Origin of the sequence: Vibrio pomeroyi (assembly GCF_024347595.1) — a bacterium.
Taxonomy (GTDB): domain Bacteria; phylum Pseudomonadota; class Gammaproteobacteria; order Enterobacterales; family Vibrionaceae; genus Vibrio; species Vibrio pomeroyi.
This window is the reverse complement of record NZ_AP025507.1, coordinates 1,505,937-1,518,765: the sequence shown is the minus strand read 5'-3', so window position 1 is coordinate 1,518,765 and position 12,829 is coordinate 1,505,937. Positions and strand designations below refer to the sequence as shown.

11 protein-coding genes are annotated in these 12,829 nt (G+C 44.1%); 4 read left to right on the top strand and 7 right to left on the bottom strand.

Annotation, left to right across the window (positions count from 1 at the left end; translation table 11 throughout):
- Positions 1 to 19: 19 nt before the first annotated feature.
- Both OCV12_RS22750 and OCV12_RS22745 read left to right on the top strand, forming a co-directional pair.
- Positions 20 to 1,156 (top strand): hypothetical protein, encoded by a 1,137-nt coding sequence (locus OCV12_RS22750; RefSeq protein WP_239846609.1) that lies wholly within the window; start codon positions 20 to 22, stop codon positions 1,154 to 1,156.
- A 9-nt stretch (positions 1,157 to 1,165) separates the two neighbouring features.
- Complete coding sequence (locus OCV12_RS22745; protein ID WP_176679759.1) at positions 1,166 to 1,576, top strand: type 2 periplasmic-binding domain-containing protein; 411 nt, start codon at positions 1,166 to 1,168, stop codon at positions 1,574 to 1,576.
- Positions 1,577 to 1,678: 102 nt separating this feature from the next.
- Here the strand turns inward: OCV12_RS22745 and OCV12_RS22740 are convergent, their stop codons facing one another.
- Both OCV12_RS22740 and OCV12_RS22735 read right to left on the bottom strand, forming a co-directional pair.
- The gene (locus OCV12_RS22740) at positions 1,679 to 3,229 is read right to left on the bottom strand and encodes a DHA2 family efflux MFS transporter permease subunit (protein ID WP_261886255.1); all 1,551 of its coding nucleotides are present in this window, start codon (positions 3,227 to 3,229) and stop codon (positions 1,679 to 1,681) included.
- 3 nt (positions 3,230 to 3,232) lie between these two features.
- Positions 3,233 to 4,297, bottom strand: a complete 1,065-nt coding sequence (locus tag OCV12_RS22735; protein ID WP_017632139.1) for an HlyD family secretion protein — start codon at positions 4,295 to 4,297, stop codon at positions 3,233 to 3,235.
- Between the two features lie 128 nt (positions 4,298 to 4,425).
- Here OCV12_RS22735 and OCV12_RS22730 point away from each other — a divergent pair, with 128 nt between their 5' ends.
- Positions 4,426 to 5,337: a LysR family transcriptional regulator gene (locus OCV12_RS22730; protein ID WP_261886254.1), complete on the top strand. Its 912-nt coding sequence runs from the start codon at positions 4,426 to 4,428 to the stop codon at positions 5,335 to 5,337.
- Between the two features lie 163 nt (positions 5,338 to 5,500).
- On the opposite strand, the gene OCV12_RS22725 is transcribed toward OCV12_RS22730, so the two are convergent.
- The 5 genes from OCV12_RS22725 to OCV12_RS22705 form a co-directional block, all read right to left on the bottom strand.
- Positions 5,501 to 6,358, bottom strand: a complete 858-nt coding sequence (locus OCV12_RS22725) for a polysaccharide lyase family 7 protein (RefSeq protein WP_176679756.1) — start codon at positions 6,356 to 6,358, stop codon at positions 5,501 to 5,503.
- Positions 6,359 to 6,679: 321 nt separating this feature from the next.
- Positions 6,680 to 8,983 (bottom strand): glycoside hydrolase, encoded by a 2,304-nt coding sequence (locus OCV12_RS22720; protein ID WP_261886253.1) that lies wholly within the window; start codon positions 8,981 to 8,983, stop codon positions 6,680 to 6,682.
- A gap of 135 nt (positions 8,984 to 9,118) precedes the next feature.
- Positions 9,119 to 9,937, bottom strand: coding sequence for a DUF2861 family protein (locus tag OCV12_RS22715; protein ID WP_261886252.1), 819 nt, complete (start codon positions 9,935 to 9,937; stop codon positions 9,119 to 9,121).
- Entirely contained in the window at positions 9,934 to 10,584 is a 651-nt protein-coding gene (locus tag OCV12_RS22710) for a response regulator transcription factor (protein WP_261886251.1), read from the bottom strand. The genes OCV12_RS22715 and OCV12_RS22710 overlap by 4 nt, the downstream gene beginning before the upstream one ends.
- On the bottom strand, positions 10,562 to 11,971 hold the full coding sequence (locus tag OCV12_RS22705) for an ATP-binding protein (protein WP_261887123.1): 1,410 nt from the start codon (positions 11,969 to 11,971) through the stop codon (positions 10,562 to 10,564). The genes OCV12_RS22710 and OCV12_RS22705 overlap by 23 nt, the downstream gene beginning before the upstream one ends.
- Positions 11,972 to 12,245: 274 nt before the next feature.
- Between OCV12_RS22705 and OCV12_RS22700 the strand changes: the two genes are divergently transcribed.
- Entirely contained in the window at positions 12,246 to 12,779 is a 534-nt protein-coding gene (locus OCV12_RS22700; RefSeq protein ID WP_261886250.1) for a YbhB/YbcL family Raf kinase inhibitor-like protein, read from the top strand.
- Positions 12,780 to 12,829 lie beyond the last annotated feature (50 nt).

Sequence of the window (12,829 nt, the reverse complement as noted above, 5' to 3'; positions counted from 1 at the left end):
CATAACTGTGGAGTTCGTTATGAAAAAGACAGTAATTGCTGCTTTAGTAAGTGTTGCTTGTGGTGTTAATGCTGCAAGTATGGAAGATATTAGTATCAGTGGTTTTGGCTCCGTAGGTATTGGGAAAGCGAACAATGATGTTAATTACGCAGGATACACCAGTGAGAATCTTGAATGGGAACAAGAGACACTTGCTGGGCTTCAGTTTGATTTTAAAGTGAATGAGAGAGCGAAGTTCGTTACCCAGATCGTTGCGAACAGCCGCTATGATTATGAACCGAAGATCGAGATGGCGTATGCATCATACGACTTTGACAGTTTTACAGCTCGCGCTGGTAAGCTACGTCTGCCTCTGTTTTTCTACTCAGATTACACGGATCTTGGTTACGCATACCCTATGATTCGCCCTTCGCAAGAGCTGTACGAAAATATTGTTTTAAAAAGCTATACCGGTGCTGATCTGTTGATTCCTGTAGAGTTTGAAAACTCCAGCCTATTGATTCAACCTGTTGTTGGTATTGGCACTATTGACGAAGATGACTCGATTGTTGGTGAAGTTAAACTTGATAAGCTGATGGGTGTAAGTGCGAACTGGAACGTAGGGGATATGACGTTCCGTGGTTCTTACTTTGTTGCTGAATCGAACCCATCTTGTGATTTTAATAGCTCGTCTGATACTTACTGCAAGATGGCTCAGATGTTAGACAGCAAAGATGGCCAGTTTATTTCGATTGGCGCGCAATACGACAACGGTGATCTAATCGCAAACATCGAAGGCGCAGATGTACAGTTAGATGGTGAGTTCTATGATTACCAATCTATTTCAACATTAGTTGGTTACAGAGTGAATGAGTTTACCCCTTATATCACTATCAACTGGGTTGAAACTACTGATAACGAAGAGCGTGTAAACCTACCATCTTCGTCACTTAGAGAAGCTATGAACTACGAGCGTTTATCTTATGCGGTCGGCTCTCGTTGGGATTTTGCTAAGAATATGTCACTTAAAGTCGATGTAACTTATGTTGACTACAAAGGTACCAGCGGCGGCTTCCAAGAGAATATCGAAACAACTAGTAACCCACTTATCGCAACGGGTAATTTCTTTGAAGATGACTCAATCTTGTATTCAGCTAAGTTAGATTTCGTATTCTAAGGTATCAGTATGAAAAAGTTAGTAACGTTTATAGCAGCAACATTCATTTCATTTAATGCCGCTGCGGGTATGGTTGTTATCGGTAATAACGCAGGTGTAGATGCGTTAACCAGTGCTGATGTGAAAAGATTATTCATGGGCAATTCAAACCAATTGGGTAATGGCAGTAGAGCACAAATTGTAGAGCTTGTTGATGGCGCTGCAGGTCGAATTGCTTTCCATGAAGTAGCAACGGGTCGTTCTGAGTCTCAACTGCAATCGGGTTGGGCTCGACTGGTGTTCACTGGCAAAGCAGAAGCGCCAATCCAAGTCGCTGACTACAGTGCTGTGATCAATCAAGTCGCTTCAAACGCGAACGCGATTGGTTATGTTGATGAAGCTGCGCTTACCAGCGAAGTTAAAGTATTGCTTAAGTACTAGTATCTGATTCTATAACGCAGATTTATAAAGCCCGATAACTAAGTTGTTATCGGGCTTTCGTGTTTTTACTTTCGCTGAGTTGAATGATGAATCAATTTAGCTCTAATCACGCATATTCAGAATCAATACAGCGGCTAACGCTAAGAATGCCGTCATCATTAAGAACACATCGTTATAGGCCATGATAGCGGCGTCACGTTGCATGGTTCCAAGTAAGCTTGCCTGTGCTTGTTGCATTGCTGTCGCTGCATCACTGCCTGATTGGATAAAGAACGCTTGCTGATCTTTGAGTGTTTGCCAACCAAGTTGACTCACTGAAGGCAGCGACTCTTTGATATGTGCAAGATGCTCGCGAGTTTTGTTATCCAGTAGCGTAGCGATAATCGCTATGCTGAAAGCACCACCTAGGTTGCGCATTACGTTGGTTAAAGTCGAAGCATCCGGTGTGTCGATTTTGCTGATGTTCTTCATGGCCACCAAAGACAGCGGAACCATAATAAACGGGCTGCCAATAGCGCGCAGAATCATAGACAAAATCAACTGCTGACCACCAAAATCGATCGTCATGTGGGTGTTCACGTAACAACTGAAACCGAACATCGCGAAGCCAAAGGTCACCAAGTATTTAGGCTTAATGATTTGAGTCAGTTTGGGCACGATTGGGAATATCAGAAGTTGTGGGAAACCCATCCACATCAGAACTTCGCCGATTTCCATCGCGTTGTATTGCTGGATTTGCGTTAAATACAGCGGTAATACATAGATAGATCCGAGCAACGCCATACCTAAAATCAGATAGGCGATACAAGACATCGCAAACTGCGCATCCCGCAATAGCCGCAAGTTCACCAGTGGCTTCTTGTGTTGCAACTCGTTTATCACGAAGTAAACCAAACTGACCGCAGACACAATACTCAAGCCAACGATAAAGCTTGAGCTAAACCATTCTTCACGGTTGCCTTCTTCTAACACGACTTCCAAGCAACCTAAACCTAGTGCCATGGTTGCGATGCCGAACCAGTCGGCTTTTTTCAACGTACCAAGGTCGAGTTTTTCATCGTCCAAGCCATAGCGGATCATGGTGATCACGAGCAGAGCGGGCGGAATATTGATGTAAAAAATATAGTGCCACGAGAAGTTCTCGGTCAGCCAACCACCAAACGTTGGGCCAATAGATGGAGCAAAGGTCGCGGTAACACCAAACAGTGCCATGCCGACTGCACGTTTGTTAATAGGCAGCAGTTGAATAACCAAGGAGAACGCGAGTGGGATTAATGCACCACCACTAAAACCTTGCATCGCACGGAACACGATCATCGACGTCATGTTCCACGAGAAAGAACACAGCAGAGATGAAATGGTAAAAATTGCCGTGGTCCAAGTGAGATAACGGCGTTTACCGAGCGCTTTTGAAAGCCAACCACTGAGTGGAATGGCGATCATTTCTGCGACTAGATAAGAGGTTGAGATCCATGAGCTTTCATCCAAGGTTGCAGACAAGGCACCTTGAATATCTTTAAGGGACGAGTTGGTGATCTGGATATCCAAGATCGCCATAAACGCACCAATCAATCCGCCGAATAGGGCGATCCAATGGCGAGTTGATACTTTGTCCTCATCATGAGTTGAGGTGACAACACCAGCGCTGCTCATGATCTAGCCTCGTTTATCGATGGTCGCAACCACAGACAAACCAGGCAGCAATCGACCTTTCAACTCTTGCTGATCTGGAATGGTAATTTTCACAGGGACACGTTGAACAATTTTGGTGAAGTTACCGGTTGCATTCTCAGGTGGCAGCAGCGCGAACTTAGCGCCAGTAGCAGGGGAGAAGCTGTCTACCACGCCTTCAAGTGGCTGGCCTGGAAAGGCGTCTAACTCGACTTCAACTGTTTGACCTTTGTGAATACCGCTAAGTTGTGTCTCTTTGAAGTTTGCTTCAATCCACACTTGGTTGTTAGGCACTAGACTCATAAGCGGAGCACCGGCTTGAATCAATAAACCTTCACGCACACTGCGTTTACCAATGACGCCGTCTGTAGGTGCGTAGACTTTGGTGTAATCAAGGTTGAGCTGTGCTTGATCTTGTTGTGCTTGCGCTTCTGTTACTGAGGCTTTGGCTTGCTCAATTTCGCTCGCAATAACGATGAGTTGGTCATTGGTAGCGACAAGGTTGGCTTTCGCTTCTTCTAAGTCAGCAAGGGTCACTTTTTGTTGAGCGACCATGCTATCGACTTCATCTTGAGAAGCGTAATTGCGTTTTAATAAGCTGCGAGAGCGCTGCACTTGTTGGATCGCACGTTCATATTCTGCTTCGGCAGAGTCGACGCCACTTTCTGCTTGGTTGATTTTGCTACGTTGTAACGTTTGTTGAGCGATTAAGTTCTTTACGTCGGATTGTACGACGGATAAATGGGCATTAGCTTGAGCAAGGGCCGCTTGGTAATCACGGTCATCAATTTGAACCAATAGGTCACCTTCTTTCACCGATTGGTTATCACTCACGTAAGACTTAACAATATAGCCAGACACTTTAGGGCTAATATTGGTGATGTCGCCTTGTAGGTAGGCGTTATCGGTCGATTCAAAATACTGACCGTAGCCATACCAATATCCAGCGCCAGCTAAACCCAATGACAGCATGATCGCAGTAGCAATAAGCGGTGCTTTTTTACGTTTTTTTGTGCTTACTGATTGCGAAGCGTTGTTGTTCTCTGTCATTTCTATTTTCTCATTTTGTTTTTATTTAGATGTAACGAATTGTAAATGAAAGTCATTGATTGATAAGATAGGAAAAAAGGGAAACACTGTTGCAAAAATCTTACTAATAGCGAGTTTGGGGAGGTCGGATGGACTTAAATGCGGTCACTGTTTTTACACAAGTGGTTGATTGTGGGAGTTTTACACACGCAGCTGAAGCGTTGAACATGACGAAGTCGACCGTCAGTCGAAAATTGGCTGAGCTAGAACAGCACCTAGGTGTGAGATTGATCACTCGTTCGACACGAAGTTTGGTATTAACACCGGAAGGTGAGCGCTTCTATCAGTCGAGCATGCAAATGCACGAGATCATGAATCAAGCTGAGCTAGAGGTTTCTGCCAATCAAGACCTGATTCGTGGCCCTTTAAATGTGGTTTTGCCTGTCGAGCTGGGTCATCAAGTTCTCGCCAAATACATCCATCGCTTTTTACTTGAATACCCGAATGTAACGATGAACTTGGAACTGACTAATCGAGAAGTCGATATTATTGGTGAAGGCATCGATCTTTATGCGCAGATTGGTGAGCTGGCAGATTCCAGTTTGGTTTCTCGGTTTTTGACAACCTCTGGGCGTGTGTTGGTCGCTAGCCCTAAATATTTAGAGCAATTTGGCGAAATTAAAACGCCCAAAGATCTCAAGTCACCATTTCGTATGATTGAGGTCTCGAATAAAGCAGCACGTTTGCCCAAATGGAAGTTGCAGCTTGATGATGGAGAGTCTGAGTATATTGAGCTGCCAAGCCAACTGAAGGTGAATACCATTACCGCGTGTTTAACAGCATGTGTCGATGGGTTAGGGCTTGCAGTGCTCCCTGAGTTTATCTGTCGAGAGCATTTTAAATCAGGTCGGTTGGTGCACTTGCTGCCAGAATACGACATGCCACAAGTCTCGGTAAGCTTGGTGTACGCCGATAGGCAGCTCATGCCCAAACGAAAAAACGTGTTTATCGACTATCTACTGACAGCTTTTCAAAATAGAGCTAACGAAAACACTGAATAGAGGCATATTGCATTGGAAGCAACAGAAGTGATTGAACGATTAACCGCTGTTTAGTTATAAGTCATCGACAATGACCAATAGCATTGATAAGAAAAACGAACCTTCTCGCAAGTCCGTTTTTCTTTTTCCGATTACTCAATGTGGTTGTAGGTTAAGTACCGAACTAGCTCTTTTTCTCGGTGTACTCTAGCTTGTAGAAGTGAGCTTCACTTTGTCCATTCGTAAATTGGTTATATACGCCAGCTTTGAAGTAGCTTAATAGGTGACGCCAGTAGTCAATATCCTGCTCAACTTTACGCTCACCGTCTACGTCAACAATGAGTTTCTTATCACCAACGATTAGGTCAAATGCTGTTGGTTTGCCTTCTGGTGCTTTGCCTAAGTCGTATTGAGAATATGCTACGTCTGATTTGCACATTTCCTTGTCTTGGTTCTTCTTACCGAACGATCCTTTACAAATTACAGCGTTGTTCTTAATGATTGCCCAGAAATGCCCTTCAACACCATTATTGTCACGTTTCCATACAACACGCAGCAAAGGGTGAGGGACATTGTGAGTACCAAGATCATCTAAGCCTTTGTTGTGTACTTGTAGAAAAGTAATCTCGTCTTGCTTAGAGTCTGAGTTCTTCATCGACTCTTCAGGGTTTATGATCTCCACTTCTGAACTTAATGTGTATGTTTCATTCGCTAAGTCTGTGCGGAAGTTTTCCTGAATGCGTAACTCGTTACGCAGGTGGTCATTCTTCATGGTAAAGACTAGCGCTTCACTTTCTTTGTCGACATAGAAGTTGTTGTTCACAATGCCGTCGTAGTTATTATCGAGCGCAAAATAGTCTTTGTTGCCTTTCTTTCCGTTTGGATCTGAAATTTGAAGTTCAGACACTGACAAAACATTTTGGTATTGAGAGTAATTAGAAGGTTCGCCTAAAGCGCCTTCTGGATTCGAAAACTCAACATTAGCGATTGCCGAAGAAGAAAAGGCAAGAAGGGCACAGCTAGCGAGTAGGGTTTTATTCATCAAAATATCTCTTTTGTATTATTATCGGTCAATAAAAATATAGATATCACTTTTGAAGTTTTTGTGAAAACGCCAGTGTTTGAAATTGTGGTTGGTACCCAATTTTCTTGTATAAAAATAGAGAGAATTAGGTCTCGATTGGGATTGGTACTTGAATGTTAAAACTCGGATTTTTCTTGTTATTACAAGCATAAAGATGGCGCTTTCTGATTTTATGTAACCAAGTCATCAAAGCTAATCTTGGAAATAGTAAGTTCGTTCACAGCGCTAACTGCCAACTTGTGAACGTGAATAAAGTTGGCAGTTAGCGGCACGATCAAACTAGTTCAGCGTTGGTTTCCACTCAACGACTTGTCCATTGCTCAACATAGCTTTGATAGAAGTCGCTGTTATTGTGACGCCGTTTTGGCTAAACGCTTGGTCAGAGAAGTTCGCGATGATCTGACTTCCGTCACTGAACACGGTTTCTTGAACATCGCCGTTTTTGTCTAACCAGTCGAAATCGACCAACTGCTTATCCCATAGCTGTTTGTGTATAGGTTCAAAGCCGTCTTGATAGTGCTTCAATGCCTTAAGCCTTGGGCTTGAGCTCGATAAAGCTTCATCTCTTGTTAAGTGAACCATCGCAGGTGTGTTGTACAGCATGGCGGTTGAGTCACGATCTGCTTGTACGTTAGTGAACTTGAGACTGTCTGAATGCCAGTGGTGCGTGTTAATCACTTCATCGTGGAATACGGCTTGGTAGAGTGGAATTCGGTATTGAGGCGAAAACAGCAGAGACTTATAGGGTTCTTTCACTTTTGCCGATTTGAAGAAAAAGTCCGGTTTATGAGCAGGGTACCAGCGACCCAAGTAATAAGGCGACTTGCGGTTTTCTTTCATGTCTTTGTCTGTCCAACCAAAGCCGACCGTTTCTAAACCGTGCGCAAACGCGGTGCCTGTGGTTGTCTGGCTATTGCCATCTTCAGAACCCAACACCAAATTTGGTTGCCCACTTAACCACTGCATTCGGTTATTAAAGGCTGAAAGCATATCCGATTCATTGGAATTATCTCGATAGTCCTCACGCGCCATGGCGGTCGCATCCACATCTAAGAACAAGCTATTGAAGTGACCAAAGCTCATGATGTCTTGAGCGCGCTGTTTTACGTAATCTAAATGGCAATTCGGATTTAGATAATAACCGTTACCTCGAAATCCTTTTTTCAAGCTGCCATCCGCTAGTTCAATCGCACAACTTTGACGCATCGGCTCTGGCAATTGAGCGGTTAGCCAGTTGTCATTTAACTTGGCAGGTATGGCTGTGTTGTAGGAGTCGTAGGTTCCAACCAGATAACCAGACTGTTTACCCAGTTGTACCGCGTTCGGTTGATAGAAAGCTGGCATCCAATTATCAAAACCCAGCCAAAGCTTATTCAGGCCTGCTTTATTTAGGTTGTTGACCATGTCCGACGACAAGGCTTGTCCCCAAGTTTCAGGTGCATTGAGATAAGAAGACGCGTTCTTAATCAACCAGCTTTTCTTGTTCTGTGCAGCGGTGTGTTGAGCTTTAATGGTGTTATCAGCAAGTGTTGGCGTTGTAACTGGATACAAGTCTTGTAGTGACTGGCTGATAGAGTCCAACAACAGCTGTTTGTGATATTTACTGAACCAATCTTTGCCTTTAGACATTGAAGACAGTTCTCGCTTGGCTTCACTTGGAACAATCAGTTTTGACCTCTCTAGATACCAGGCGTTTAATCCCCACCAGTCGTCCACATCTTGGATGCTTAACGGGTCTTTACCAAACAGATAAACGTGGCTCGCGCCAATTAGCTTGCTCACGTCAGGATTACGCTTTTGCTTTTCGACAAGCGATTCAGAGAGGCCGTTCTTAACGCGCCAATCTCGGTATTGTTTGGCACCATCTAACCAAGAATCGCCAATTGTTATGCGAATCGTGAAAGGCTGAGACTTGTTCAGCGTAGTAAATTGATGTGATGCATTCATATCAATGTTGGTGCTTCTCTTAGCGGACGAGTTAGAAAAAAACAAAAGATTGTTGGTTGGGTTGACCAACTGATAACTGATGAATTGATCCTTCTGCTGCATGGTCCAAAACGGCATCTTTAAGTCTTGAGTTGTGTTACTACCAGAATGATTGTCGACTAGATAGTTTGCCCACAGCTTATTGTTGGTAGGCACTCGCATCCCTTCGCTAAAGGGTAGGAATAGGGTTTGAGTTTGTTGTTCTGCAAGGTCAAACCAAGCGAGTTCAATAGGGTGATTTCGTTTTACTTGTGTGTTTTCAGGTAAGGTGAATTGGACAAGAAGATCATCTTGCTTCAATTCAGCTTCAACATGGATTCTGCTTGGTAGGAGTGTCCAAGAAGCCTTGGTTTGTGAGTGAGCGACAAGTTTAGTGACTTGCTGAGGCTGACGATCAACCGTTAGCGCTGCGCTATTCACGCTTAAGCCATTCCAATCTATCGCTAATGTTTTTGTTGAAATCGATACTGTGTCGCTGTTGTTGGTATTCGTTAGTGTTATCTGATTGCTTTGTGCGTTTGCTGAAAAAGCACAACTGCTAAAGAGAGCCGCAATGGCGAAAGACGTAAAGTTAAGGTGGTGACGAACATTGAACATATCTAGGTTCCGTATGAGTAAGTACGGTTATTAAACCTAAGCCGTGTCGGTGCTTTGTCACCTATATGTCTCTATTCTTTCCCTTAGGGGTTTAATACCATTTTATCGTGAGCTTAACTCAGAAAGGCATTAACCTTAGAAAGGTACCGAGACACGCTGCACATATTGGACTTCAATCGAGCCTTGATATTCAAACATTTCCACCGAAGCACTTAAGTGTTTGGCTTGAGCACCCGAAGGGCTTTCTGTCGGAACGGTTGCTTCAAGTGACTTGATTGGCACCTTGAAACCTAACATGTCGTAGTTTTCATCAAACCATTGCCAGCTCACATTGGTGTTAGGGCAGTTGTCGATCACATTGGGTGGCGTTACCACGATGTGAGGGTCGTTGAGTTTGTTTTCGAGTGTTAACCATCGCTTACTGTCATCTAGCGCAACAATAATAGGGTAGTTGTTCGATCCTATAGTTAACTGATAAACACCAGATTCCGGCTTGATAAACATTTCACTGGTTTCAATCTCTTGATATTCGACATCTGAATTAAGTTGCCCGTCGATAACCACTTTCCCCTGAGGTGAAACCAAAGAGATACGCTGTGTTTGATCTTCTACTGCTTCGTTCAACTGCTCCGCAGACACTTTAATCTGATAGCCTTGTGACGAAAGACCGTGGCGTTTGATAAAGCTGACTTGGATGTGATTGTTTGGTGCAGAGCTTTGTTCAAGAGTGGTTCCACATTGAGTTCGACTCAGTATTTCCTGTTTAACGGGCAACCAAAGTTGGCTATCAAGTGTCTTCTGATTCAGCGCGATTTGTAGCTCCTGCCACGCGACTTGTGGTTGGTTATCAAGCAGTGATTGATAGGTGTGTTGCAATGGCGTGTTAGCAAACCAAGCCGCATGACACGCAAAGGGCAATGTACAGAACAGTGCTGTTAGCGAGCTTAGCTTCATTGGGATTCTCCTGCTAAACGATAACCAATGCCTCGGTGTGTTTCTAGGTGAAGTGTCGGCAGCTTCTGACGCAATCGCAGTATATGATTGTCCACGGTTCTGGTACTTGGGAAGGCTTGGTAACCCCAAATCTTGTTAAGTAATTCATCTCGGTGAAACACGCGCCTTTGGTTCTGAACAAACAAAATCAATAGCTGAAACTCTTTAGGTTTGAGTGCTATAGGACTGTCATCCAAATAAGCGATTCGTTCCGACAAGTTGACTTGGATATTGGCGTAGTTCAAGTGGCTAACACCTAATGGGCGAAGCTGAGTAATTACCCGAGCAAGCAACTCTTCATTTGAAAATGGTTTAGTCACGTAATCTTTAGCGCCAGCCATCAAGCCTTCAACACGTTGTTGAACTTCTACTTTCGCGGTTAGCACAATTACAGGCAGAGCTTTGAGCAGTAGCCAATTTGGAAGGTGCTGTAAGCTGTCGCCGTCTTCGAGTTGTCGGTCAAGCACCACAAGGTCTGCACGCAACCACAGCTTACTAGCACTCTTTGCATCTTGTGCCCAAAGGCAGTGGTAACCATTGGACTCAAAGAAGCTGACGAGGCCTTGCCCAAGCAGTTGGTCGTCTTCAATCAGCAATAGGGTGTTCATAAGTGATTTCCAAAATACATCGGGTTGGGTTACGGATAATAATGAGACGGCCATTGGCTTGCTTCATCAAGTGTTCGACAATCGTTAGGCCAATGCCCATGTTATCTTGTTTGTGTGCAGTGCTTGGCGTTAGTCGAGACATAAGGCGTTGTATCCAAGAAGGGAACTGACCTTCATCTTGCACTTCTATCGTCAGCTTTTCGGCAAGGGTGACCTTAACTAAAACCTTACCTTGACCGTGTTGCTTGGCATTCTTGATCAAGTTATCTAAACAAATGGTTAGCCAGTAATACGGTAGATTAAGTTCGACTTCGCTTGCTTCACATTGATACTCAATATTGTGCTTTTCACAGACATGGTCGAGCCACTCTTCCAATGATGCGTTTTGCTTTAGCAGGGGCTCGGACTGATCCGAACTCAAGTAAACTTTACTGTTCTGAGTGAGCTGAGAAAGCCTTTGATAGTCAGATATTAAACGCCAAACTGCCCCTTGGGTATCATCGGGGAAATCATCGTAGCGGTTTCTGAACATTTCGACGGTTAAGCCAAGGCTAGTGATTGGCGTGCGAAGTTCATGCGTGAGAAGCTGCAATACGAACTGTTTCTCTTTGCGCTCTTTCCTACGTAGATATATGGCACGAGTTAATACGCAAAGTAGCGTTAAGAGTAGTGCGAGAGTTACAAGTTTCATGACAAGCCTGTCGTTGCTCGACTCGCTCAGACACAGGTTACTGTAACGAAAAGAACAGTTTTCACCCGACAAGGTCACTTCTTGTTGCTCGGCGATAGGCTGCCAAACTTCAGATGGAATCGCTTTCCAGCCTTGCTCGCCACTTAACCAAAGCACATCACCTTGTTGCCAAGCGCGGTATCCATTAAGTAGCGCCTCTTTCCCTTCTGTCGTTAAGGCTTCTAGCTTAGTAAATAAAGGGTGCAGGGGATTGCTGATGCTCAGAAAGGGGTGAATTTGCTCACTGTTCTCTGGGTAATACGCGACATAACGATCAGCAAAACTGCCACCAGCAGGGTGTCGTTTTGAGTGTGCCGCAAACCAGATTGAATCCAACGCTTGTTGCTGACACAAAGCCAGTTCGAATTCGATGGCATCGTTCAAAGAAGGATTGGTGTTTTCAATCGCTCGGCAGCTATCTTGAATTGTGGCTAGCGCAGCGATCTCTTCCCAACTGAATTTTTTGAAATCCGGGTAGCGGGTGCTTTCCTTAAGAAGAACTTTTGGATACTGAGCTAATTCTTGTTGAGAGACAGAGATAGGAGACGACTGCCAACTGAGTTGATACAGGGTTTGCCACTTGTCTTGCAAACTTTGGGCATTGGCTAGCGTTGGGAGCCAAAGGGTCAAACAAAGGGCTAATGTCAGCCTGCGCATCCAGTCATTCTCGTTAAAAGTCATTAGGGCGAGTCTAAAGAGTTTTGGCTGAGATTTGTAACCTGAATGTCAACAAGTGTCCTTTCAATATCAAATTATGAAGCTGAGTCATGAAATAAATCATAAGCCTGAATTGAACATGCTTTCAGAGAACAAGGATAAAATACAGAAAGTATCATTTATTTGGTTTAGATTTGATTATTGTGTACTTACTGTTATTTTTGGGAAGGTGGAACCGAATATACTGGGTTCAAACCTAATAAGAGGAACCACCATGAAAACAATCATCAAATCAGTATTGGCAATGAGCATCTTGGCTGCAAGTTCAGCTCAGGCATTTGAACTCACGAGCAATGATATTCAAGAAGGTCACCCTATGGCGAAGACGTTTGAATACTCTAGCTGGGGCTGTGATGGCGATAACTTGTCACCTCAGTTAATGTGGAAAGACGCGCCAGCAGGCACTAAAAGCTTTGCGATTACCGCCTACGACCCGGACGCACCAACTGAAAGCGGCTTCTGGCATTGGGTGGCGTTTGATATCCCAGCAAGCGTAAATGAACTCCCTCGTGCAGCTGATATTGCAAAGCTAGGCGGTAAAGAAGGTCGCATCGACTACGGAACAGTTGGTTTTGGTGGCGCTTGTCCTCCAGAAAAAGATGGTATGCACCGTTACCAATTCACTGTTTGGGCATTACCAACGGACAAACTTAACCTAGATGAAAACACACCGTCTGCTGTGGTCGGTTTTACGCTGAACAGCATGGCGTTAGACAAAGCGAGATTAACCACGACTTATACTCGTTAGTTGGTTAATCAAGCAATAAGCAATTATTGCTACAAGAAATACAACTACAA